The sequence below is a fragment of the Vibrio sp. Isolate24 genome (genome assembly GCF_022398215.1).
In the GTDB taxonomy this organism is placed as follows: Bacteria; Pseudomonadota; Gammaproteobacteria; order Enterobacterales; family Vibrionaceae; genus Vibrio; species Vibrio coralliilyticus_A.
Window position 1 is genome coordinate 1,147,197 of the sequence record NZ_JAKEUU010000001.1, and the last position, 24,109, is coordinate 1,171,305.

At 46.0% G+C, this 24,109-nt stretch carries 24 protein-coding genes; 13 read left to right on the plus strand and 11 right to left on the minus strand.

Features of this window, described 5'->3' with window-relative positions; all coding sequences use genetic code 11:
* Positions 1-132: 132 nt before the first annotated feature.
* On the minus strand, positions 133-1,185 hold the full coding sequence (gene aroG, locus L1D23_RS04980) for a 3-deoxy-7-phosphoheptulonate synthase AroG (protein WP_006960398.1): 1,053 nt from the start codon (positions 1,183-1,185) through the stop codon (positions 133-135).
* 307 nt (positions 1,186-1,492) lie between these two features.
* On the opposite strand from aroG, the gene L1D23_RS04985 reads away from it, so the two are divergent.
* Genes L1D23_RS04985 through L1D23_RS05000 form a run of 4 tightly spaced genes read left to right on the plus strand, consistent with a single transcriptional unit; the run spans position 1,493 to position 4,829 of the window.
* The gene (locus tag L1D23_RS04985) at positions 1,493-2,212 is read left to right on the plus strand and encodes an amino acid ABC transporter ATP-binding protein (RefSeq protein WP_239864589.1); all 720 of its coding nucleotides are present in this window, start codon (positions 1,493-1,495) and stop codon (positions 2,210-2,212) included.
* A complete protein-coding gene (locus L1D23_RS04990; protein WP_239864591.1) occupies positions 2,209-3,006 on the plus strand; it encodes an amino acid ABC transporter permease in 798 nt (265 codons plus the stop codon). Before L1D23_RS04985 ends, L1D23_RS04990 begins: the two co-directional genes overlap by 4 nt.
* Before the next feature lie 42 nt (positions 3,007-3,048).
* The gene (locus L1D23_RS04995) at positions 3,049-3,858 is read left to right on the plus strand and encodes a transporter substrate-binding domain-containing protein (RefSeq protein ID WP_031343191.1); all 810 of its coding nucleotides are present in this window, start codon (positions 3,049-3,051) and stop codon (positions 3,856-3,858) included.
* Between the two features lie 56 nt (positions 3,859-3,914).
* Complete coding sequence (locus tag L1D23_RS05000; protein ID WP_038157554.1) at positions 3,915-4,829, plus strand: amino acid ABC transporter permease; 915 nt, start codon at positions 3,915-3,917, stop codon at positions 4,827-4,829.
* A 30-nt stretch (positions 4,830-4,859) separates the two neighbouring features.
* Here the strand turns inward: L1D23_RS05000 and cyoE are convergent, their stop codons facing one another.
* Genes cyoE through L1D23_RS05020 form a run of 4 tightly spaced genes read right to left on the minus strand, consistent with a single transcriptional unit; the run spans position 4,860 to position 8,099 of the window.
* Positions 4,860-5,756, minus strand: a complete 897-nt coding sequence (cyoE, locus tag L1D23_RS05005; RefSeq protein ID WP_239864593.1) for a heme o synthase — start codon at positions 5,754-5,756, stop codon at positions 4,860-4,862.
* Complete coding sequence (locus L1D23_RS05010) at positions 5,753-6,787, minus strand: COX15/CtaA family protein (protein ID WP_239864595.1); 1,035 nt, start codon at positions 6,785-6,787, stop codon at positions 5,753-5,755. The genes cyoE and L1D23_RS05010 overlap by 4 nt, the downstream gene beginning before the upstream one ends.
* A 21-nt stretch (positions 6,788-6,808) precedes the next feature.
* Entirely contained in the window at positions 6,809-7,357 is a 549-nt protein-coding gene (locus L1D23_RS05015; protein ID WP_239864597.1) for a hypothetical protein, read from the minus strand.
* A 1-nt stretch (position 7,358) separates the two neighbouring features.
* Positions 7,359-8,099 carry an SURF1 family protein gene (locus L1D23_RS05020; protein WP_239864599.1) on the minus strand — a complete coding sequence of 247 codons (741 nt, stop codon included), beginning with the start codon at positions 8,097-8,099 and terminating at the stop codon, positions 7,359-7,361.
* On the opposite strand from L1D23_RS05020, the gene L1D23_RS05025 reads away from it, so the two are divergent.
* Positions 8,089-8,328: a DUF2909 domain-containing protein gene (locus L1D23_RS05025; protein ID WP_239864601.1), complete on the plus strand. Its 240-nt coding sequence runs from the start codon at positions 8,089-8,091 to the stop codon at positions 8,326-8,328. The two genes, L1D23_RS05020 and L1D23_RS05025, sit on opposite strands and share 11 nt — an antisense overlap.
* 9 nt (positions 8,329-8,337) lie before the next feature.
* Here the strand turns inward: L1D23_RS05025 and L1D23_RS05030 are convergent, their stop codons facing one another.
* From L1D23_RS05030 to coxB, 4 genes are read right to left on the minus strand one after another with little or no spacing between them, the layout of a single operon-like run.
* A complete protein-coding gene (locus L1D23_RS05030) occupies positions 8,338-9,222 on the minus strand; it encodes a cytochrome c oxidase subunit 3 (RefSeq protein ID WP_239864603.1) in 885 nt (294 codons plus the stop codon).
* Positions 9,219-9,821 carry a cytochrome c oxidase assembly protein gene (locus L1D23_RS05035; RefSeq protein ID WP_229629527.1) on the minus strand — a complete coding sequence of 201 codons (603 nt, stop codon included), beginning with the start codon at positions 9,819-9,821 and terminating at the stop codon, positions 9,219-9,221. Before L1D23_RS05035 ends, L1D23_RS05030 begins: the two co-directional genes overlap by 4 nt.
* A 10-nt stretch (positions 9,822-9,831) precedes the next feature.
* Positions 9,832-11,499, minus strand: a complete 1,668-nt coding sequence (gene ctaD, locus L1D23_RS05040) for a cytochrome c oxidase subunit I (protein ID WP_021457923.1) — start codon at positions 11,497-11,499, stop codon at positions 9,832-9,834.
* Positions 11,496-12,650 carry a cytochrome c oxidase subunit II gene (gene coxB / locus L1D23_RS05045; RefSeq protein WP_239864605.1) on the minus strand — a complete coding sequence of 385 codons (1,155 nt, stop codon included), beginning with the start codon at positions 12,648-12,650 and terminating at the stop codon, positions 11,496-11,498. Before coxB ends, ctaD begins: the two co-directional genes overlap by 4 nt.
* Positions 12,651-13,006: 356 nt before the next feature.
* Here coxB and L1D23_RS05050 point away from each other — a divergent pair, with 356 nt between their 5' ends.
* The 3 genes from L1D23_RS05050 to L1D23_RS05060 all read left to right on the plus strand — a co-directional run bounded on the left by L1D23_RS05050 (position 13,007) and on the right by L1D23_RS05060 (position 16,550).
* Entirely contained in the window at positions 13,007-14,716 is a 1,710-nt protein-coding gene (locus L1D23_RS05050; protein ID WP_239864608.1) for a phospho-sugar mutase, read from the plus strand.
* 147 nt (positions 14,717-14,863) lie between these two features.
* Complete coding sequence (locus L1D23_RS05055; protein WP_239864611.1) at positions 14,864-15,760, plus strand: DMT family transporter; 897 nt, start codon at positions 14,864-14,866, stop codon at positions 15,758-15,760.
* A gap of 97 nt (positions 15,761-15,857) precedes the next feature.
* Positions 15,858-16,550, plus strand: coding sequence for a transporter substrate-binding domain-containing protein (locus L1D23_RS05060; RefSeq protein ID WP_239864612.1), 693 nt, complete (start codon positions 15,858-15,860; stop codon positions 16,548-16,550).
* A gap of 33 nt (positions 16,551-16,583) precedes the next feature.
* Here the strand turns inward: L1D23_RS05060 and L1D23_RS05065 are convergent, their stop codons facing one another.
* Complete coding sequence (locus L1D23_RS05065) at positions 16,584-17,417, minus strand: pyruvate, water dikinase regulatory protein (protein WP_239864613.1); 834 nt, start codon at positions 17,415-17,417, stop codon at positions 16,584-16,586.
* 172 nt (positions 17,418-17,589) lie between these two features.
* Here L1D23_RS05065 and ppsA point away from each other — a divergent pair, with 172 nt between their 5' ends.
* The 3 genes from ppsA (at position 17,590) to L1D23_RS05080 (ending at position 22,269) form a co-directional block, all read left to right on the plus strand.
* Positions 17,590-19,962: a phosphoenolpyruvate synthase gene (gene ppsA / locus L1D23_RS05070; protein WP_239864614.1), complete on the plus strand. Its 2,373-nt coding sequence runs from the start codon at positions 17,590-17,592 to the stop codon at positions 19,960-19,962.
* Between the two features lie 469 nt (positions 19,963-20,431).
* Positions 20,432-21,802: a YjiH family protein gene (locus tag L1D23_RS05075; protein WP_239864615.1), complete on the plus strand. Its 1,371-nt coding sequence runs from the start codon at positions 20,432-20,434 to the stop codon at positions 21,800-21,802.
* Between the two features lie 131 nt (positions 21,803-21,933).
* A complete protein-coding gene (locus L1D23_RS05080; protein WP_239864616.1) occupies positions 21,934-22,269 on the plus strand; it encodes a hypothetical protein in 336 nt (111 codons plus the stop codon).
* Between the two features lie 3 nt (positions 22,270-22,272).
* Here the strand turns inward: L1D23_RS05080 and L1D23_RS05085 are convergent, their stop codons facing one another.
* Positions 22,273-23,037 (minus strand): ferredoxin--NADP reductase, encoded by a 765-nt coding sequence (locus L1D23_RS05085; protein ID WP_239864617.1) that lies wholly within the window; start codon positions 23,035-23,037, stop codon positions 22,273-22,275.
* A 170-nt stretch (positions 23,038-23,207) separates the two neighbouring features.
* Between L1D23_RS05085 and L1D23_RS05090 the strand changes: the two genes are divergently transcribed.
* Together L1D23_RS05090 and L1D23_RS05095 are read left to right on the plus strand one after the other, a co-directional pair.
* The gene (locus L1D23_RS05090) at positions 23,208-23,645 is read left to right on the plus strand and encodes a thioesterase family protein (protein WP_239864618.1); all 438 of its coding nucleotides are present in this window, start codon (positions 23,208-23,210) and stop codon (positions 23,643-23,645) included.
* Between the two features lie 68 nt (positions 23,646-23,713).
* Entirely contained in the window at positions 23,714-24,091 is a 378-nt protein-coding gene (locus tag L1D23_RS05095; RefSeq protein ID WP_019275422.1) for a hypothetical protein, read from the plus strand.
* Positions 24,092-24,109: the final 18 nt, after the last annotated feature.

Here is a 24,109-nt window from a genome sequence, read left to right on the forward strand (position 1 = left end):
TTTGACGTTCGCTTCATGAATCATTGGGGTCGATAAGTTTGATTTCCATAATATATTAAACAGTGTTCAATTAAACCCCTAAAACGAAAAAAGCTCCCGACTTGGGAGCTTTTCTTACAAATAAGAGAGAGGTTATTTGTTACGACGAGCTTCTACAGCATCGGCTAACTGACGAAGAACCTTTTCAGTATCTTCCCAACCAATACACGCATCAGTGATAGACTGACCGTAAGTTGGAGCTTGACCATCAACAAGATCTTGACGACCTTCAACAAGATGCGACTCAATCATTACACCAAAAATAGCATCTTCACCTGCAGAAATTTGACCCGCAACATCTTCCGAAACCAACATCTGGCGCTGGTACTGCTTCGAGCTGTTAGCATGGCTAAAGTCGATCATCACCTTCTGAGGCAGACCTGACGCTTCAAGTTCAGATTTAATAGCACCAACATGCTCAGCACTGTAGTTAGGCTCTTTACCACCACGTAGGATGATGTGGCAGTCTGGGTTACCTGCAGTCTCAACGATTGCTGAGTGACCGTACTTAGTGACTGACAAGAAGTGGTGAGAAGCACTCGCACTGCGGATTGCATCTGATGCAATTTTGATGTTGCCATCAGTGCCGTTTTTGAAGCCGACTGGGCAAGAGATACCTGAAGCCAATTCACGGTGTACCTGAGACTCAGTAGTACGTGCGCCGATAGCACCCCAGCTGATTAAGTCTGCAACGTACTGCGGAGTGATCATATCAAGGAATTCACTCGCCGTTGGTAGGCCAAGATCAGTTAGATCCAGCAGCAACTTACGACCCATGCGCAGACCGTCGTTGATCTTAAACGTATCGTTCAGGTACGGGTCGTTAATCAGACCTTTCCAACCCACAGTAGTACGTGGCTTCTCAAAGTAAACTCGCATCACGACTTCTAGGCGGTCACCCAGCTCATCACGCAATACTTTCAAACGCTTACCGTATTCGATTGCTGCTTCAGGGTCGTGAATAGAACAAGGACCAACGATAACCAGCAGGCGGTCATCATCGCCGTTTAAAATCTTAGAGATTGCTTCACGCGAGCGAAAAGTCGTTGAAGACGCAGTTTCAGTCGCCGGAAACTTCTCTAAAACAGCTACTGGCGGTAATAATTCTTTTACTTTGCTAATTCGTACATCATCAGTCTGGAACATTGCTTACGTCTTCCTATTTCTCTTGGCTTGAACACCGCACCAAAAATTAGTGGTGCATAAATGCTCTATTTTGTTTTTCATCTTCCCTGTAACTTATCTATCAAAAACGATGCTTGCAACCACTTTTTGAACCAAAAGGCAATATTTCTTCTATTTTTACATTTTACACCGTATGTAAAATTTAAATTACATACGATAAAGAGTGAGCAATATCAGGCTTTCTAGCTCTATTTGAACCGCATGAGATGCAATATCTCTTTGATATTGTTAAGGTGGAAATACAAATAAATGCATATAAAGAATCGGCATGAGCGCCATCGATTTTACACACGTCAGCAAGTGGTACGGCCATTTTCAGGCACTGAAGAATATTAGCCTCTCAGTACAAAAAGGGGAGAGGTTAGTCGTTTGTGGCCCCTCTGGTTCTGGAAAATCGACCTTAATTCGTACCGTCAACGGGTTGGAAACCATCTCAAAAGGCAATATTCAGGTGCTCGGACAGCCTTTGTCCTCTGTCTCACCGGGAAAAGTCGGTATGGTTTTTCAGCATTTTAATCTTTTTCCTCACTTAACCGTATTAGAGAACCTGACGCTGGCACCGATGCGCACATTGAAGCAGTCGAAACAACAAGCTATGGATACAGCCATGCACTTTCTAGATCGCGTCAACATCACGGAGCAGGCAAACAAATATCCCGTTCAATTGTCTGGCGGGCAGCAGCAGCGTGTCGCGATTGCACGCTCTTTGTGTATGAAGCCCGAGATTTTGTTGTTTGACGAGCCAACCTCCGCTCTAGACCCAGAGACCATCAAAGAAGTATTGGAAGTCATGACAGATTTAGCCACAGACGGCATGACAATGATATGCGTAACACATGAAATGGGCTTTGCCCGAAAGGTGGCCAATAGAGTGATATTTATGGATCAGGGAGAAATACTCGAAATGGCTACTCCTGATCAATTATTTAGTGCGCCGCAACACCCTAGAACACAACAGTTTCTGGAGCAAATCCTGAGCCACCAATGATTAGCCGAATTTTAAAGCCCGTTTTGTCCGCCTTCGCTCAAATCCTAATACTAGGTTTAGGGCTGTGGTGGCTGCTGGATTCGGGTGCGAAAGCAATAGATTACCAGTGGCAATGGCACCGAGTACCTGACTATATCGCCTTCTATGAAGAGGGTGAGTGGTGGCCTGCTGAACTGCTCGAAGGCTTGTGGGTCACTATCAAGATATCGGCCTGGAGCCTATTGTTTACTCTGCTGATTGGAATGCTGACGGCTTTGCTTAAGCTTTCTCAGTCTGTTGTAGGTCGAACCATCGCAAATACTTATATTGAGCTGATTCGCAATACGCCGCTTCTGGTTCAGATATACCTTTTATATTTCGTCTTTGGGCCTGTGATCGGCCTTGATAGATTCGCGACTGCGATTTTGGCGCTCTCACTTTTCCAGGGTGCCTACACCGCTGAGATTTTTCGTGGAGGCCTGAACAGCATCCCTAAAGGTCAGTTTGAGGCTGCTCGCTCCCTTGGACTCAGCCCTTTCTCTACCTACTACGACGTTATCTTCCCGCAATTACTGCAAAGAACGTTACCGCCTTTGACCAATGAAGTGGTTTCTCTGGTTAAGAATTCATCAATTGTCAGCGTAATGGCCATATTCGACCTGACGACAGAAGGAAGAAACATTGTTTCGGAAACCGCTATGCCATTTGAAATTTGGTTTAGCGTGGCAGCGATATATCTTTGGCTCACACTGTCACTCTCGGGAATCTCCGCTTGGCTAGAACACAAACTTGGCGCCCAATGGCGTGCTCAATAATAAGGAAATCAAATGAAACACTTAGGACAAAAGATTCGTTCGTTGAGAGCTTTCAAGCAAGCGATTACCGCTTTGCTTGGGCTAGCAGTAGCGCTACCAACGCTCGCCAGTGAAACCCCAAATTTGGATAAGATTAACGAGCGCGGCACCTTACGCGTCGGAATGTCGACCTTTGTCCCATGGGCAATGCGCGACAAGCAAGGGGATTTAATCGGCTTCGAAATCGATGTAGCTGAACGTCTTGCCGCGGATTCTGGCTGGAAAGTCGAATTTGTACCCACCGCTTGGGATGGCATTATTCCAGCGCTTCTGGCGAAAAAATTTGATGTCATTATTGGCGGCATGAGCGTGACTCCCGAACGCTCTAAGAGTGTCTTATTTACCACTCCTTATTCACACTCTGGTGTTCAGGTGGCTGCCAATAAAGAACTGGCTTCAGGCTTTTCTGAAATGAGCGATTTCAATTCTCGACGCGTTAAAATCGCTGCACGCCGTGGCGCCTTCACGGTACAAGTCGCTCGAGAGGCTTTTCCGAAAGCTAAGATTCTTCAGTTCGACGATGATGCTCAAGCGTTTCAGGAAGTCCTCAATGGTAACGCTCACGCTGTGATTGCTTCTAGCCCTAAACCTGAACATGAAGCTGTGAAGAATGCCGACAAACTGTTTATCCCGTTTAATGAGCGCCTGTCTAAGGGCAACGAGGCTTTCGCCGTTCGTCTTGGTGAAAGCGACAAACAAGCCTTCTTCGACCAGTGGATACAAGCCCGTACCGAGGATGGCTGGCTTGAGCAAAGATACGAGTACTGGTTCGCGACGCTCGACTGGCAGCAGCAAGTTGCAACCGGTCAATAACCACGTTTCTTAAACCTAGGATGATTGATAAGACATAAAGATTAGCAGGACGTTAGGTGAATAAATCGAATTTACTGACCGCCAGTCAGGACAGAAAACCCAGCTTAAGCTTCAATAAGCTAGATTTGGTTTTATTGCTTGCTTTAGCTGTGTTTGGATTCTGGCTTTACCAACGCGCTTCTATCGGAGTGAATTACACTTGGCGATGGAGCGAAGCATTCACGCTAATCTTTACTTCACGCTCTGATGGGTCGTTGCCCTACTTCATTCAGGGTGTGATCTCGACATTACGACTCAGTATTTGGGGAATGCTATTGGCACTAACCTTAGGAACACTCATTGGTGTGGCGAGGCATTCTTCCATTTACGTATTTCGCTCACTGGCTAATGTGCATATCCAGTTAATCCGAAATATTCCCCCGCTGGTCTTTGTGTTTATCTTCTACTTTTTTATCTCAAATCAGCTCATTCCCGCTATCGGATTGGAAGGGATTCTGAGGGAGTACTCCGGAGAGTCGAATGCGTTGCAATCGATGTTGTTCGGGCCTAAGCCTCTATGGGAAAACCTGCTGTCTGGCGTACTTTGTGTCGGGATCCTTTCCTCTGCCTATGTGGCTGAAATAGTACGTTCAGGTTTGGCTGGAATAGCAAAAGGACAATGGGAAGCGGCAGACGCATTAGGGCTGTCCACTTGGGCTAAGTACCGCTTGGTAATCGCCCCTCAGGTATTAGCCGCAATTACTCCTGCACTTGCCGGACAAGCCATTTCATTAGTCAAAGATACCTCGATTGTGTCACTGATTTCGATTCAAGAAATGACTTTCGTTGGCACAGAGATGGCAAATTCCTCCGGCCTTATCTTTGAAATTTGGCTAATTGTAGGCGCCACTTACCTGATATTTTGCCTGACGCTTTCTACCTTATTTAAAAGGCTTGAGCGTCATTCATTAAAACATCAAGCAAATGGCTAGACAGGTGCTTCTCTCAAATCAAAACTTCCCTCAAATCAAATAGTGCTCGGCTAGTAGCGCTGAAAATAGCAACATCAGATGCCAAATAGAGAACTTAAATGTTTTGATGGCTTGCTTCTCGTCAGTACCAAATTTCAACTTCCAAGCGTGATAGACAAACAGCGCAGACAGTATTGTTACGGAGGCTAGGTAGAAAACTCCTGCCATCCCAACCAATACAGGAAACAGGCAAACGATAAGTAACAATACGGTGTAAAGCAGTATTGATGTTTTTGTGTATTCCTCACCGTGCGTGACAGGCAGCATTGGTATATCGGCTTTGGCATAATCCTCTTTGCGATGAATCGCTAATGCCCAAAAATGCGGAGGGGTCCATATAAAGATAATCATCACAAGCAACCAGGCATTAGCATGCATTTCACCTGTGACAGCCGTCCAACCAAGTAACGGCGGCATCGCACCAGCAATCCCCGCAATGACGATGTTTTGTGGCGTAGCGCGCTTTAAGTACATGGTGTAGATAACGGCATAGCCCAGCAAACTGRCAAAAGTCAGCCAAGCCGTCAACGCATTAACCCAGACATACAAGACCACAAATCCGGCGAGCCCGATTCCAGTGGCGAACGCAAACACATTGCGCACATTGAGTTCACCCGACGGCAGAGGTCGCTTGTATGTTCGAGCCATAACCGCATCAATTCGTCGGTCAATCAGGTGGTTAAATGCCGCAGCAGAACCTGCCATCAAAGCAATCCCCAACATACCAAGAATTGATTGTTGAACAGGTAGTGATCCTGGCACCGCTAAACACATTCCGACCAGCGCTGTAAGCAGCATTAAAGCAACCACCTTCGGCTTAGTCAGAGTGAGGTAGGTTCGCCATAATGATCGGTCTTGTTCAGAGATGTGACTGATAGAATTACTCATCGCGAACTCTCCTTACGAAAAAATCGAGTGGAATGGGCATTAGCAGTGACTTTCTGTCGCAGCAGATAATTGACATGGAGGACTGAAAGCAGCAACAAAGCGGCAACTAGGTTATGCGCAACCGCCACCACAAGAGGTAAGCTAAGTAAGACATTAGCAATACCTAAACTGATTTGTAGAATCAGCAACACACCCACTTTGAAAGCGGCACTTGTTAGCTTAGGATTTCTGGTACATAGCAACGCACAAAGTAAACTGATGGACAACAAAGCCACCAGCACAGCACCAAATCGGTGCGTAACATGAATCGTCATGCGAGCGCCATAGTCTAACGTGCCAAACTCGTAGGTTTCTTGCTTGGGTTGTATCAACTGAAAAGCGCGGTCAAAATCCAGATGCTCTGTCCAGTTCCCTTCACATACCGGTAAGCTTGTACACATTAAGGCGGCGTAGTTAGACGACGTCCAGCCGCCCAAGGCTATTTGAATAACAACAAAACACAAAGTGACAGGGGCGAGAAACTTTAGCCAACCAGATACATGAGGGACGGCTTCAATATGTGACTTGCGATCAAGTAGCCGCCAATACAGAAGCGCAAGTAGACAAAACAGTGTAAACCCTCCAAGAAGGTGCCCCATCACCACCAGTGGCATCAACTTCATGGTTACCGTCCACATACCCAAGAGCGCCTGAAAAACCACCACTAAAGAGATAACAATCGGCAGGCCATAAGGCAACGACTTCTCTTTAATCACTCGAAATGAAATAGCAAACACCAATAAACCCAGCGTGCCCGCAAAATAGCGGTGGATCATTTCCAGCCAAGCTTTATTCGCTTCAACAGTGAGCTCTGGATACAAGGATTTTGCCAGTGCTATTTCTTGTTGATCGTTAGGTACGGTCAACTGGCCATAACATCCCGGCCAATCGGGACATCCTAGTCCAGCGTCAGCCAGTCGAGTATAGGCACCCAGCATGATGACGATGAACGTCAATACGAGACTTAGGCGAACTAAATTGGTCAATCCCATAACCAAACTCCTTCCCTGCTGTTAGCCTACTCTTGATAACTTAAGTAGCTTCCTTAAGTCCGCCAGTACATCTTTGCTTTGGCGGACCAAATCGTCTTGTGATTCCACTTTGGGATAACGCATCACCAATTGGCCCAATGGGTCGACAATGACGTACTCGAAGTCAGACACAACCTGATGGAAGGCTTGATTCACTTTGATGGCTTCAAACCCACCCTTTACCAATACCGATGTATCACTGAGCTCAGAGACAAGCAGCACAGGTGCAACGCGGCTCTGATATTTACCCAGCGCTAAATGACTTTGACCCAGCAAGTACACCTGCTTCTGGCAGAATTCATCACATTGCTGCGGAATCAAATACCCCAACTGCCATTGCTCGCTTGCATAAGGGTTGCGGATTCCAAGCCCATCAAAACTTTGCTTTGGTTCAATCAATTGACCTTTGTTTGTCACGCCAGACTCATACCAATGATTGGCGAGAAATGTCTTGGCAATGACTGCCGGCAAGGCAAACATCACCACCAGTGCGATGAAAATAATTCTGCCCCTTATAACTGGATTAGCCATACTACCCTCCTCGCTTCAATACTCTGATGAGTAACCAAACACTCAATATGATTAATACACCCGCCATGCTAAACCACTGAACTGCATACCCTGTGTGTTTGGCAGAACTCAGTGGAACTGGTTTCCAAGGTTGACTATAAGGCCAACCTGTCATGCGTGGCTGGAGTAGATACGGCTCAATCGGAATTTCCCAGTAGAGCTCAAGTTCAGAAATATTAAGGTTTTGAATCCGATGTGGGACACCTGGTTCAAGGTAAAGCCCATCACTTAATGGATTTAAGGAACGCTGGTACACTCTCGCTTTGCCAGTGAATGGAGTGGTGATCCACTCCACGTTGGGTAATATCTCTCGCTGACCGTATGAAGGAATGAACCCTCGTTCTAACAACACAGTATTATTATTCCCAAATGCCATAAGTTGATAAGCCAAATAGCCCACTTCCCCTTGATATGTCTGATTATCCAGCAATAAATATTTTCCCTTGATGGGTCGTAGCTCAACCCTAACTAAAGTACCTGTCAGATAAACATTATCCGTAGTATTCAGCTGTTCAAGTTCGATAGCAGACGCACGCTCCCTTTCAGCCAAAAACTGCTCCATTTGACGTTTCTCATCTGCTCGAGAAAGCTGCCACAGCCCTAAGTTGACCAAAATCGAAAAGGCAACCACAGTTAATAGCAGACCAACCCAAAACGAGTACGACTTCATCTGAACGGATAGGGAAGACTTTATGGTATTCATCTTCAAATCACTATTAGTAGTATTACTGCTGTTTATCATCATCAACCTCGCAAGGGCGATGTTCGAAATGGTCAAAGGACCTCAAGATGATCATGATGAGGAGCCCCGCCAAGATAAACCCATGAGCTACTATCTTGGCCGCCGAGTATTCCTCTCTGCGCTCGCCGTCGTATTGTTAATTGCCGCTCTTATTACTGGTCTCATTGAACCCAATGTCCGCCCTTATTAAAGGGCGTATTTACAATACATAAACAAAAACAAACAGACATAGCCAAACCACATCAACAAAGTGCCAATACCAGCTGCCTGCCTGAAACGCAAAATGGTCCTTGGGAGTAAAGTGATCTTTCGCTACCCGCGCAAGCAAGATAATCAGGAACGTCGTTCCTAACAAAACATGCATGCCGTGGAACCCAGTTAATAAGAAGAAGGTGTTGCCATAAATACCTGACTGGAGAGTAAGATTGAGGTCCTGATAAGCGTGTGCATATTCAACACCTTGGTAGTAAAGGAAAAAAACCGCCAATACAATTGTAATTTCAAGCCAGACAATAAGCGCCATACGTTTGTTCTGCTCGAGACTCGTATGTGCCATATGTAAAGTAATAGAGGAAGTCAGAAGAATCAGGGTGTTGAACAGCGGAATCCCCTGCCATCCCATCGCTTGTGTCGTACCACCATCAGGTGTAGTCGTCAGCGGCCAAAGTGCTTCAAACGCGGGCCACAAAACTTCATGAGTCATGGCATTATTGCTCGCCCCACCTAACCAAGGAACGGAAATCATGCGTGCATAAAACAGTGCTCCGAAAAAGGCGCCAAAGAACATCACTTCAGAGAAGATAAACCAGCTCATCCCTTGCCTGAAAGAGCGAGAGATTTGCTCAGAATACTTACCCGTCATCGACTCGGTAATCACATTGCTAAACCAGCCCGCAAACATATAGAGCAGGAACAGGAATCCAGCCAGAAGAATCAACTTACCGAAGATACTGCCTTCTCCACCTTCGGCCATGTTCTGCACCGTGATCCCCGCGCCAACCGCGATAAGAAACAGCGCAACCGCTCCGACAATTGGCCAGCTGCTTTGAGCCGGAACATAATATGATTGATGTTTTGAACTCATGGCTTAGCTCCTTGCTGTGTGAGGTCGCCACTCGGCTCCATTCGTGCTACTTCAACGGGTTGTGGAACCTTATCCGTAATGTCGTAGAGGGTATACGACAGCGTTAATGTATGAATCGAATCCGGAATATCTGGCTCAATGTAGAAGATCAAAGGCATCTCGGCCTTCGCCAGGCTTTCCAGTGGTTGGTGATTAAAGCAGAAACATTCAATTTTGTTGAAATATGACGCGCCCATACCCGGAGATACCGAAGGGACGGCTTGACCGATAGTAGCTATGGATGACTGGTTTGTTGCTATGTAGGCCGTCTGAATCACTTCTCCGGGATGCACATCCATTGACTGTTGCTTAGGTTCAAACAACCAAGGCATACCCTGATTTCTGTGTGCCATAAATTCAACTCGAATAAGACGTGATGTGTCAGGAACCATACCCTGTGGCTGTAGCGCAGACTCAGTATTTGTTTTTCCGTTGATTCCTAAAGCCTCGCACATCACGTCATATAACGGGACAAGCGCAAAACCAAAGCCAAACATCGCCACCACTGCTGCCAGCAGCTTTAAGGTTAATCTGTTATTGGATTGCTGTTGTCCATCCATAGCGCATCCCTCAATCCACTTTCGGTGGGGTAGAGAATGTATGGTGCGGTGCTGGGCTTGGCACTGTCCACTCCAACCCTTCAGCACGATCCCACGGTTTTGCCTCAGCTTTTTCTCCTCCACGGATACATTTAATCACTAACCAGAGGAAAATGAGCTGAGACAAACCAAAGGCAAAACCACCAATCGACACTATCTGATTGATGTCGGCAAACTGAATCGCATAGTCAGGAATACGTCGTGGCATCCCAGCTAAGCCAAGGAAATGCATCGGGAAGAATAAGACATTTACCGAAATTACTGAGCACCAGAAATGCCACAAGCTCAACTTGTGGTCATACATATGCCCCGTCCATTTAGGTAACCAATAATAAGCGGCTGCCATAATCGAGAATACCGCTCCTGAAACCAGCACATAATGGAAGTGCGCAACCACAAAATACGTATCGTGATACTGGAAGTCAGCAGGAACAATCGCCAGCATAAGACCAGAAAAACCACCTATGGTAAACAGAATGATGAAAGCAATGGCGAACAACATCGGTGTCTCAAACGTCATCGCTCCCCGCCACATCGTAGCCACCCAGTTGAACACTTTGACCCCAGTGGGCACCGCAATCAGCATGGTGCAATACATAAAGAAGAGTTCGGCGAACACGGGCATCCCTGTTGTAAACATATGGTGTGCCCAAACCAAAAATGACAGCAACGCGATACTACAAGTGGCGTATACCATCGAGTGATAACCAAACAGCTTTTTACCACTGAACGCAGGAATAATGGCCGACACAATACCGAACGATGGCAAGATCATGATGTACACTTCCGGGTGACCGAAGAACCAGAAGATATGCTGGAACATAACAGGGTCACCACCACCCGCGGCATCAAAGAATGATGTGCCGAAGTACTTATCGGTAAGAACCATAGTCACCGCCCCCGCCAGTACAGGCATGACGGCAATCAACAAGAAAGCAGTAATCAACCAAGTCCAAACAAACATAGGCATCTTGAACCAAGTCATTCCCGGCGCTCTCATATTGACGATGGTGACAATCACATTGATCGCGCCCATGATCGAGCTAATCCCCATAATGTGAACTGAGAACACAAACAGCGCAGTACTGTCAGGCCCATAAGTCGTAGAAAGCGGCGCATAGAATGTCCAGCCGAAATCAGGGCCTCCACCCTCGGTAAATAACGAAGCAATCAGGATTAAGAACGCAAAAGGTAAGATCCAAAAACTGAGGTTGTTCATCCTTGGCAACGCCATATCTGGTGCGCCAATCATCATCGGAATCATCCAGTTGGCCAAGCCAGTGAAGGCTGGCATGACAGCACCAAACACCATGATTAAACCATGAACTGTGGTCATCTGGTTAAAGAACTGAGGCTCGACCAATTGCAGACCGGGTTGGAACAACTCAGCTCGAATGATCATCGCCATCGCTCCACCGGTCAGGAACATAATGAAGCTGAACCAAAGGTAAAGCGTCCCGATGTCTTTGTGGTTGGTCGAATAAATCCAGCGGGCTATGCCAGAAGGCGCTTCGTGATGCTCATGATCATCGTGTTCATCAATGGCAATCGCACTGTTTGCTCTTCCTAACTCGGCATCAGCCGCTGGTGCTGATTTTACTGATTCAGAATTCATTGACTCAGGTTTGGACGTTTTCATGGTCCCTCCTTGGATGCCTTAAATGCATTCACATCGGATGCTTGCACCACATCACCCGTACTGTTTCCTAAACCGTTACGTTGGTAAGTCACCACAGCGGCAATTTCTTTGTCAGACAACTGATTAGCAAATGCCTGCATCGCTGTTCCTGATCGGCCATTGACCACGATATCAATGTGATTCGAAACATCACCATTCACGACTTTACTACCAGTGATTGCAGGGAATGCCCCCGGAATACCCGCACCACTCACCTGATGACAGACGGCACATCGGTCGACATACACTTTCTCGCCTATCGTCATCAATTCTTCTTGCGACAGCGATGCGGTCAAAGAGGCGGCAGCTTCTTGTTTCGCTTTCTCTATCTCTGCTTTTTTCGCCAACAACCAAGCGTCGTATTTATCCTCTTCCATGGCATGAACGACAATTGGCATAAATCCGTGGGCACGGCCACATAACTCTGCACACTGACCTCGATACACACCAGGCTCATCAATACGTGTCCATGCTTCATTAATAAACCCAGGAATAGTGTCTTTTTTCACTGCAAAATCAGGGACCCACCAAGAGTGAATCACATCATCGGAAGTCAGGAGGAATCGTACTTTTCGATTGATTGGCAACACGAGAGGGTTATCAACTTCAAGAAGGTAATGTGCGCCTTTGTCCTCTATACCATCAATGGCTTTTTGGCTGGTTGCTAACAAGCTGAAAAATTCGACATCTTCACCAAAGTAGCTGTAATGCCACTTCCATTGAGAACCTGTAATTTTGACCGTCAGATCGGATTGGGAAGTATCTTCCATCGCCACCAGTGTGCGCGTTGCCGGAATCGCCATTAAAACCAAAATGATAATAGGAATGACCGTCCAGATAACCTCCACTTTGGTACTTTCATGGAAGTTGGCTGCCACTGCCCCTTTTGATTTTCTATGATGGTACATGGAATAGAACATGGCTCCGAAGACTACGACAGCAATAGCGCAACAGATATAGAAAATCAGCATGTGTAAGTCATAGACTTCATTACTGATACCTGTCACACCTTTAGTCATGTTCAAGGTGTTCTCTTCAGCATTAACTGAAGTAGCAAAACCAACAAACAAAAAATTGATCAGTTGCCACAGTGAAACCTGTAATCTTTTCAAAAGACCTCTCCTCTGCCTGAGGCATCATCTCTGATGATTTAATCAAGGCGCCCTAAGCCTAAATGACACAAAAAAGTCCTATTGGGCAAATGGGTGCGGAAAATTCCTTGTAAACAGCAAATTTGACGTATTTTGTTATAGTTATGTTAATAAAAGCTAGTTGGCCTTTAAGAATTGTGCAAGAAAGTGCTAATGGAAATATTGCTTATTTGAGCAGGTTAAATTGAAGATTGATCACAATACTTGATTTAACGATTGCGCTCTCGCAAGTGATAATCAATATCATTTAATATCCATCCATTATTTCTCAAATGTCATACACTTGGGATAACAATAGTCAAAGGTAGAAATAAGTTATGATGGAACAAGTTACTCGTTGGTTGAAAAAAGATCCGGATCCACGTACACGTGAAGAACTTCAGCGTTTAATTGATGAAGAGCAATACCAAGAATTAACAGACAGATTCAGTCAGAGGCTAGAGTTTGGTACTGCAGGTTTACGCGGAAAAGTGGGCTGTGGTCCAAACCGCATGAACCGACTGGTTATTCAGGAAACCGCTGCTGGACTTGGCCACTACCTCACCCAACAGGTGCAAGACGCGGAAAAACGTGGTGTTGTTATTGGTTATGATGGTCGTCCGGATTCAAAACAGTTCGCTCATGATACCGCCTCAGTCCTGACATCGCTGGGTATCAAAGTCTATTTGACTCACGATGTGGCAGCAACACCGATTGCCGCCTTTGGTGTGCGCCATTTTAATGCTGCCGCCGCAGTTGTTGTCACAGCCAGCCACAACCCACCAGAGTACAATGGCTTCAAAGTATATTGGGAAAACGGTGCACAAATCATTCCTCCTCATGACTCTGGTATTGCTGGAGAAATCGACGAAGCCGCCACAAAACCCATCCCTCTGATGAATCTTGATGATGCAGAAAAGCATGATCTTCTCGTGTGGCTAAAAGAAGACTACTACGAGACTTATCGTCAAACGATGAATGACAACCCACTGCTGGCTAATCATCAACAGCCAGAGGCGGTTGGCATTGCCTATACCGCAATGCATGGTGTCGGTGCTGATATGGCAGAAACATTGTTAAAAGATGCTGGCTTCAGCAAAGTTTACATTGTCGCTGAGCAGCGTGAACCGGATGGTGCTTTCCCAACCGTCAACTTCCCTAACCCAGAAGAAGCTGGTGCCATGGATATGGTGGTCGCGTTGGCAAAAGCTAACAACGCCGACATCGCTTGTGCCAATGACCCTGACGCAGACCGCTTTGCAGTGGCTGCTCGTCGACCTGATGGCGAATACCAAATGCTGACCGGCGATCAGGTGGGCTCTCTCTTTGGTCACTACCTACTAAACCGTACTGATGCAACCAAACAACTGATTGGTAACACCATAGTGTCCTCCACTCTACTCAAGAAGATTGCGCTTTCTCATGGGGCTGAATACTACCAAACTCTAACTGGTTTCAAATGGCTGACCAATATCGCCATGCAAAAACAAACTGCAGAGAAGCAATTCTTGTTCGCTTATGAAGAAGCACTAGGCTACACCGTGGGTAATAAAGTGTGGGATAAAGATGGCTTGTCTGCTCTGGTCGCTTTCTCTCAGCTAACCGCCGAGTTAAAGAGTCAGGGGAAAACGGTGTGGGATCAGTTGGAAAGCATTTATCGCGAGCACGGCATGTATATTAACGCTCAACATAGCACTGCACTGGATCCGAAAGCGCCACCTGTAGGGGATAAGCTTCGAGCCGCGCAGCCAAGTCAAATTGCTGGACGTAAGGTTGAAGCTATTGAAGATTTGAAATCTTCAACACGTACCTTTGCAGACGGAAAAACTGAATCTATTGACCTACCAGCCAGTGACGTTCTGATCTATCACCTATCTGGCGGTGCACGCGTCATCGTTCGCCCATCAGGTACAGAGCCTAAGCTGAAGTGCTACTACGAAGTCGTCGAAGCATTTGATACAGCAGATAGCTTCGCAGTGGCGGAAGAAAAAGCAGAACTAGCGCTGGACATGTTGATCAGTGAACACCAGACAAGCCTCGACCACTAAAATACAAGAGTAGAAACAGTAATGGTTTTAAAGCGGCTTGAACGGCCGCTTTTTTATATCCCAACCCTTCTTTCATCTGCCTAACGCTTTCAAACTGGCAAATATGTTAAAGTTCGACTTCTTCTTTCTGCTAGCGACCTATTTTCTATGAATACCACTTTCTCTATCATTCCTGCCGGGGTGCGCTTTATGTTGCTTTCTGCACTTGGCTTTGCCTTGATGTCAGCCTGCGTGAAGTACGTAAGCAACTATGGTATTCCCGTGTTTGAGATAGTTGCTGCTCGGGCACTAGTTTCTTTGGTGATCAGTTACTTGGATGTCAAGCGCAAGCGCATTTCAGTTTGGGGGCACAATAAGCCCTTGTTAATGCTTCGCGGTGCAGTCGGTACGGTCGCTCTCATGTGTGTTTACTATTCGGTGACAACCCTTCCGCTCGCGGAAGCAACCATACTTCAATATGTTCATCCTGTATTTACTGCATTATTGGGCGTTTTCTTCCTAAAAGAGCGTATTCAATTCTCTACCCTGCTTTGTATCGCACTTTGCCTTTTAGGGTTAGGCGTCATGGTACAACCCAGCATGCAAGCCGGTTCCAGCTCAGACTTACCGCTATTCAGCGTGATGATGGCACTGCTTGGAGCCATGGGTAGTTCTATTGCTTATGTCATCGTTCGAAAGTTAAGTCAAACAGAAGACAGCTCAGTGATTATTTTCTATTTTCCACTAATGGCCATGCCAACCTCTCTGGTGTTGATAGGCGATGATTTTGTGTGGCCAAGTCTATTTTTGACCATGATGCTGATCCTAGTTGGCGTCTTTACTCAGATAGGTCAGTATGGGCTAACCAAAGCGATGCAGACTCAAGCCGCAGGGAAAGCCTCAGCCTATTCCTATGTACAAATTGTTTTCTCAGCTCTGCTTGGCGCTTGGGTGTTTAACGAAATCCCATCCTATTGGACATATTTAGGCGGCTCACTCATCGTTATTGGCGCACTGATTAACGTTTTCGGCCAACACCTAAGACCGTTTCAGCGCGCAAGGTAGCTTAAAACCTCTCGGGGTGCCTATACTTGTCTTTAACAGTGACAATGAAAACACCCCGATGAATTTACGAGTTTGTTTTTGCCTTCTGATTCTTCTGATGAGCTCTAACACCCTAGCAAAGGCGATAGAGTTACGTGATGTGCACCTGAGTATCTGCGGCGACTCTATTGACTGGCCTCCCTATACATACCTAGATGGAGAAGATGTCAAAGGCCTTGATCTCGAAGTACTTAATGAGCTTTTGCTGCCACAAAACATCACATTCAATTTTACTATGACATCGTGGACCCGTTGCCTGAAAGGCACCAAGAACGGGGAGTTTCAAATAGCAGTCAGCGCTTCCCATTCTGAAGAGCGTGCTAAGCATTATTTATATACAACCTGGTATTATCACATCACCCCCTACTACTTATACAAAAAGTCGCGGTTTCCACAAGGCATATCCATTAATCGCGCAGCAGAATTAGAGCAGTACAAAGTGTGCGGGCTCCATGGCTATAACTATGGTGATTTTAGGTTAACAAGCGTAGAGCAATACACCCATAGTATGCATGAGCTCGTCACAGAGCTTCATCAGCTGCGATGCGAGGTTATTCTGTCTTGGCAAGAGATACTGGAAGGCATTAGAAACGTTTGGGGAATTACTTACGTCAGTGAAGACATTGAATCTAAACCGATTCCAAATATGCCTAAGCATAAGTTTTATATGCTGATTTCTAAGCAGTATGAGCATGGGCCAGCGCTGAAAAGGATTCTCGATAAAGGTTTGAGAGAACGTCAGACCAAGTGAAGACTGTCTGATCCAACGATAAGCCCACTCATTTTACAGTAAACGTCTTCTTAACCCTGCTTTCTCAAGAATACGAGTTGAAATCTCTTCAACTGATAACGATGAAGTATTGATATACGGAATCGCTTCTCTACGGAATAGCGCCTCCACACTTTCGAGTTCATTGATGCACTGCTCGGTGCTGGCATATTCACTACCTGCCAAACGGTTCTCGCGAATTTCCGTCAACCTTTCAGGATCTATCGTCAAGCCAAACAACTTATGGCGATGAATCTCGAATTCTGGCAACAGTCTTAGGCGACGAATGTCTTCTTCAATGAATGGATAGTTCACAACTCGCAGACCAAATTGCATCGCCATATAAAGGCTGGTTGGCGTTTTACCACTTCGCGATACACCCAATAAGATAATGTCAGCTTTATCTAGCCCCTTAAGCGTAATTCCATCATCATGCGCTAAGGTGTACTCAATTGCTGCGATACGATCAAAATAAGTATCAGAATCTTTACCCACACTCCGTGAGCGCTGCAGCTTCGGCTTCGGCTCCATTTGAATGTCGTCCTTAACCTGCTGGACAATACTCGCCAATACGTCATAACCGAATGCGGGAGCCTCGAGTAGCTTCTGCTTGATCTCTGGAATAACGATGGAAAAGAACACTAAAGGTTTCACTCCGTGCTCTTGGTAAGACAGCTCAATCTCTTTGAGAAGATCAGCCAATTTATCTTCACTTTCGACAAACGGAAACGTTTTTTCGTTAGCGTTAAACGGGAATTGACCCAAAACAACATGGCCTAATGTCTCACATGTTATGGCCGTTCCGTCAGAAACATAGAATACATCACGACTTTGAATATCAATTTGCATGTTTTATTTAAACTTTAAAATTCTTTTGAGTAGGATGGTCACCATAATATCGATAATAAAACCCGGCTGACAGTTACGTCCCCCACAGCTTTGAAAAATTGTTAAAATTTTTTGAGCCCACGCGTAATCGTTTGCCTTTCCCTACAAAGCTGCAATGTTTCTGGAGAAAGACATGCAAAAGAACACCCTCTGGTTCAATAGCCTATCCATGGAAGATGTCGACAAAGTCGGCGGTAAAAACGCTTCGCTTGGAGAAATGGTTTCAAATCTATCGAATGCTGGCGTTTCAGTACCGAATGGTTTTGCGACTACTTCTTACGCGTTTAACCAATTCCTTGACTATGAAGGTCTGGATGAACGAATCCACCAGCTGCTCGATGAACTAGACGTTGAGGATGTAGAAGCTCTGCGTAAGACAGGTGCCACCATCCGTCAATGGGTTTTAGAAGCTCCCTTCCCTGCTGATCTTGAGCAGGATATTCGAGACAACTACCAAGAACTGATTGAAGGTAATACAGAGCTTTCAGTCGCCGTTAGATCCTCAGCAACCGCTGAAGACTTGCCGGATGCCTCATTCGCCGGCCAGCAAGAAACGTTTCTTAACGTAAAAGGTATCGATGCTGTACTTGAAGCAACGAAACACGTTTACGCGTCTCTGTTTAATGACCGCGCTATCTCCTACCGTGTGCACCAAGGTTTTGACCACCGTGGTATCTCGCTGTCTGCGGGCATCCAACGCATGGTGCGCTCAGATAAAGCCTCTTCAGGTGTTATGTTCACCTTAGACACTGAATCTGGCTTTGATCAGGTTGTGTTCATCACTTCCTCTTGGGGTCTAGGGGAAATGGTCGTTCAGGGTGCAGTAAACCCGGACGAGTTCTACGTTCACAAGCCAATGCTTGAAGCGGGTCAGCATCCGATTGTTAAGAAGACATTCGGTTCTAAACTTATCAAGATGATCTACTCGACCAACCAAGAAATTGGTAAGCAAGTCGATATCATTGATACCTCAGCACAAGAGCGTGAGCAGTTCTCTCTTAATGACGAAGAGATCAAAGAACTGGCAAAACAAGCGATGATCATCGAAAAGCACTACCAGCGCCCGATGGATATCGAGTGGGCGAAAGATGGCATTGATGGCAAACTTTATATTGTTCAAGCTCGCCCAGAAACCGTATGTTCTCAAAGCGAACAGAACGTGATTGAGCGTTACGAGCTGAACAACAAAGCAGAAGTTTTGGTCGAAGGCCGTGCTATCGGTCAGCGTATCGGCTCTGGCCCCGTACGTCTGGTTGACTCGCTAGACCAAATGTCTTTGGTTCAAGATGGCGATGTGCTGGTTACTGACATGACTGACCCAGACTGGGAACCAGTAATGAAGAAGGCCTCGGCAATCGTCACCAACCGTGGTGGCCGTACTTGTCACGCAGCCATCATCGCGCGTGAGCTAGGTATTCCAGCAATCGTTGGCTGTGGCGATGCCACTTCAAAGCTGACAGACGGCGCTACCGTTACTGTCTCTTGTTCTGAAGGTGAGACAGGTTACGTTTATCAAGGTGAGTTGGACTTCGAAGTGAAGCGTTCTGCGGTTGATGAGCTACCACTGCTGCCAACTAAAGTGATGATGAACGTCGGTAACCCAGACCGTGCATTCGACTTCGCGCAGATTCCAAACGAAGGTGTTGGCTTGGCGCGTCTGGAATTCATCATCAACAAGATGATTGGTATTCACCCGAAAGCACTGCTGAACTTCGATGCACAAAGTGACGAGCTAAAAGCAGAAATCACTCAGCGTATCCGTGGCTACAAAGATCCTATCGATTTCTACGTCAGCAAGCTGACTGAAGGTATCGCGACTATCGCTGCAGCATTCTGGCCAAAACGTGTCATCGTTCGTATGTCTGACTTTAAGTCCAACGAGTACAGCAACCTGGTTGGCGGCAAAGGTTACGAACCGCATGAAGAAAACCCTATGCTGGGCTTCCGTGGTGCGTCACGTTATATCTCACCTGTATTTGAAGACTGCTTCGAGCTAGAAACTCAGGCGATTAAGCGTGTTCGCAATGAGATGGGTCTGAAGAACGTTGAAATCATGATCCCATTTGTGCGAACTCCAAGCGAGGCAGCATCGGTTATCGATCTTCTTGCGAAGTTCGATCTGCGCCGTGGCGATCAGGGTCTGAAAGTCATCATGATGTGTGAACTACCGTCTAATGCTGTACTGGCAGACGAGTTCCTCAAGTACTTTGACGGCTTCTCAATCGGTTCTAACGATATGACTCAGCTAACACTGGGTCTAGACCGAGATTCAGGCGACGTGGCTCACCTGTTTGACGAACGCAACCCTGCTGTTAAAGCCATGCTGCAAATGGCTATCGATGCTGCAACTAAAGCTGGTAAATACGTCGGTATTTGTGGTCAGGGTCCATCTGACCATGATGATCTGGCTGAATGGCTAATGGAGCAAGGTATCAGCTCAGTGTCACTTAACCCAGATACTGTGATTGATACTTGGCTGAAGCTTGGTCAGGTAAGCGGCAAATAAAACGGCACGATAACTGAGTAAAAACCGCCTAGTCTGACTGGGCGGTTTTTTATTTTCACGATTAAATCGCTGGCTTTATTCTCTCAAAATGTCTATTTATCCGATTTCGACATTTTCCTCTCTACCCACTTTGAAACACCTAAAAGCGCTCAACGCCTTGCCCTGCCTAGCGACTCAACACTGAATTTATGAGTCCCACCTCTATTATTCAAAATAAAAATAAAGACCACACACAGTTCACGGTTGCAACATAATTTCAATCAAATTAACATCAGCAAAACAAAAATCCACCATTGAACGAAAATAGCACATTTAATCATGAATATTTAGCGGTTTTTATTGAATAGTATTGCAAAGGTATTCGAAAGACAGTAGGCTTGCGCCCGATGATTAAATGCAGATGTATAGTGAATATATATGCCAGGTGGATTGGCCTATCATATTGACTAGTAGTAACACGAGAATTGTAATGCAGAATAACGCTCAATCTATCAAACAGACGAAAGGTAAAGGCAACTTTTGGATGTTCTTTATCCCTTCTTTACTGGGTCTGTTTCTTTTCATGGCGCCGATTAGCTATGACGGTGATATCACCATTCCAGTCGCAGTACTGGCAAAATCCATCCAAGCTGTATTTGGTGATCACCTTGTAGGCATGGTCACGTCTATCATCTTGTTTATGGCAGCAACATCATTGTTATGCCGTATTAAGAACCCTGCATTTATTGCTAACAACCCATTTTTGAACAGCCTGTTTAACCCAAGCTCTCTTTGGCTGGCAGTGCGTGTTATTGGCGGTCTTGCTGTTGCGATGACCTTCTTCCAGGTTGGCCCTGAAGCCGTATGGGAAGAAAATACTGGCGGCCTAGTACTAGAAGGTTTGCTGCCAACGCTATTCTCAGTATTCATCTTTGCAGGTCTACTGCTCCCACTGCTACTTAACTTTGGTTTGCTAGAGCTGTTTGGCACACTGCTAAGTAAAGTGATGCGCCCAGTATTTAACTTACCTGGCCGTAGTGCTATCGACTGTATGGCTTCTTGGCTTGGCGATGGCTCAGTCGGTATCCTGCTGACCAGCAAGCAATACGAAAACAAATTCTACACACAGCGCGAAGCGGCTGTCGTGGGTACCACATTCTCAGCAGTATCCATCACGTTCAGCTTAGTCGTTCTTGCTCAGGTTGAACTAGAACACTTGTTCTTACCTTTCTACGGTGCAATCTGTCTGGCGGGTATTGTGGCAGCGATCATCATTCCTCGCTTGCCTCCTCTAAGCATGAAGAAAGACGCTTTCATCGATGGTACTGAACCAGCAAAAGATGCCGATGCTGTTCCTGCAGGCCACACAAGCGTGTCTTGGGGTATGGAACTGGCACTAGCGAAAGCGAGCCAAGTAAAATCATTTAAAGATGTCTTTGGTGAAGGCGTGCGTAACGCGGTAGACATGGTATTTGGCGTGCTGCCTGTAGTAATGGGCCTAGGTACGATTGCTCTAGTAATTGCTGAGTACACGTCGGTGTTTAGCTTCCTAGGTCAACCGTTCATCCCATTCCTTGAGCTATTAGGCATCCCAGAAGCGGCAGCGGCCTCTGAAACTATCGTGGTTGGTTTTGCTGATATGTTTATCCCAGCGATTCTAGCGTCGTCTATTGATAACGAAATGACACGTTTCGTTATTGCTGCTATGTCTGTCACTCAGCTGATTTACATGTCTGAAGTTGGTGCGCTGTTACTTGGCAGCCGTATCCCAGTGAACATCTTTGAACTGTTTGCCATCTTCATTCTACGTACCTTAATCACACTGCCTGTGATTGCCGGTATTGCTCATCTGATTTTCTAATCTCAGATTGCAAATCAATCTTTTTTCGAAGGCCCTTTCAGGGCCTTTGTTTTACCTGCCAACCTAGATCAGCAAAATAAAGTCTCTTACCTATACTTAAGTTAATTTGAGAGGTGGTAAAGGAGGGAGAGATGAGCCCTTTACTTTTGCACGTGCTATTGCTGACAACGCCCGCACCAGCAGTCGATGCGAGCTCTTTGCCTTTGAAATGTCGCCTACTCCATACTGCTGACAACTTTTGGTTTTATCGCGAGCAGATGGTGTATGAAAGCGATCAGTTTGTGATCTTCCAAAACTTTAAAGGTCGGGTTGTCACTCAAGTGGATTTAAAAACCAATGAGTGGATCAGGACAACCTACATCGGCGAACCTTACGATCCTAAATATCAAATCCTGCTTGGATTATGTGATAAAACCAAGCACACGGTTGAAATGTGGAAACTCAAACAAGTTCCCTACGATAATTGAGCCCTACCAGTAGCGCTCAAAGGTGATGTTGCCTCCCGTCGCTCGACGGAATTTTTCTAACCCAAACCCTTGCAGAGTCTTGGTGGTCTCTTTGATCATTTCTGGGTTTCCGCACAGCATGACAAAGCTGCTCTCCTGAGTGAGCTCTGCCTGCGCTCTTTCTTGAATTTCACGTTGATCCAACAGCTGAGGAATGCGGCCATACAAGGCGTTAGGGCACTGCTCTCTTGACACGACAGGCACATAAACCAAACGCCCCTCATACTGTTCAACTAACTGCTCAATCAAGTATCGATACACTAAGTCTTTTTCATGCCTCACACCATGTACCAAAACAATCTTTTCATACCCCGGGCGAACATTAATATCATCAAGTAAAGACAAGAAAGGACCGATTCCTGTCCCCGTTGAAAGCAGCCATAAGTCTTGAGTCGGTTTAGGGATGGAGCTCAAAATTAAATCCCCGTAGGCAGTAGTTCCTACGTAGATAGAATCCCCCTCTTTCAACTGCTGCAGCTTTGGAGTCAGCTTACCTTCTGGGTTGGATACAATCAGAAATTCCAGCATATCGCTGCTGTTGAGTGGTGCGTTGACGACTGAATACGCTCGGCTGACCAATTGGCCATCATCGTCATATAGTGCAAGCTTAGTAAATTGGCCCGCTTTAAAGGTGAGAGGGGCGCCAGTAAGGCGTAAACTGAATAACTCTGGCGTCCAGTCAGTACGCTTATCGACTTTGGCGAGATTAAAACCATCGGGTGCGGTCATTGCAGATCCTCCATCAGGTTACCTCCTTAAAACCTACTCCTCTGATCTGTATAAGTAAAGACGGGTATTGACTTAGTTATTAAAGATCACATTTTGATAACATTTTCACAAAACCACTTGAATCAGCATTAGAATAAAAGCTCTTCTAAAAACCAATGCAAGGAACACGCATGGAATCGTTACTAAAAGGCTTTCCTGTCATCACAGAAATTCCGGTCGCTTGGGGTGAAATGGATGCTCTGCAACACGTCAATAATGTGGTTTACTTTCGCTACTTTGAAACCGCAAGACTCGACTACTTTGAGCACATCAATCTTCTCGTCAACCTAAGCCAAAGCCATATCGGCCCAGTATTGGGCGAAACAAGCTGCCGCTATAAAATGCCCATCACCTATCCAGACACTCTGATGATAGGGTCTAAAGTCGTTGACATTCAGGAAGACAGATTCACTATGGAGTATCAGGTTGTGAGCAAGAAAGTCGGTAAAGTCAGTACCGTAGGGCGCGCCACCTGTGTGATGTTTGATTTTAAAAACAACTGCAAAGCAAAATTACCTGAGCAAATCAAACAGTCCATTTTAAATTTAGAAGCGACGGCAGAATCCTAATACACCGCTTGACCTTCCCCCTAGGGGAAGCTTTATGCTAGCCGAGTCATCGTCATTTTAGGTTACGTATGGGCTTCCCTTCGATTCGTAAATACTGGATTCTATTTATCAGCATGAGCGCCATGTTGGTATCCAGTTTTGCTACTAGCGAAACCCTAATGACGTTCGAAATGCTCAGCGATTCCGGTAGCAAACAAGCTCACTGTGGCATGGCAATGAACATGAGCCCAGCGCTGACAGATTCTTCAATTCCATCAGATCATTGTGAAACCAGCGAAGAGATGGTTCATAACTGTTGTAGCGTGATGTGTGCAACGGTTTTCGCCCCCATTCCCCGAATTGATAAGCCTCTACTAATCTCGACTCAGTTGGCTCTGATCCATTCAGATGTCCAAGGTCAGGTCATTACCCGTTTAAGTTCACTCTATCGCCCTCCGATAGCGTAATCCGTTCTCTATTATCGA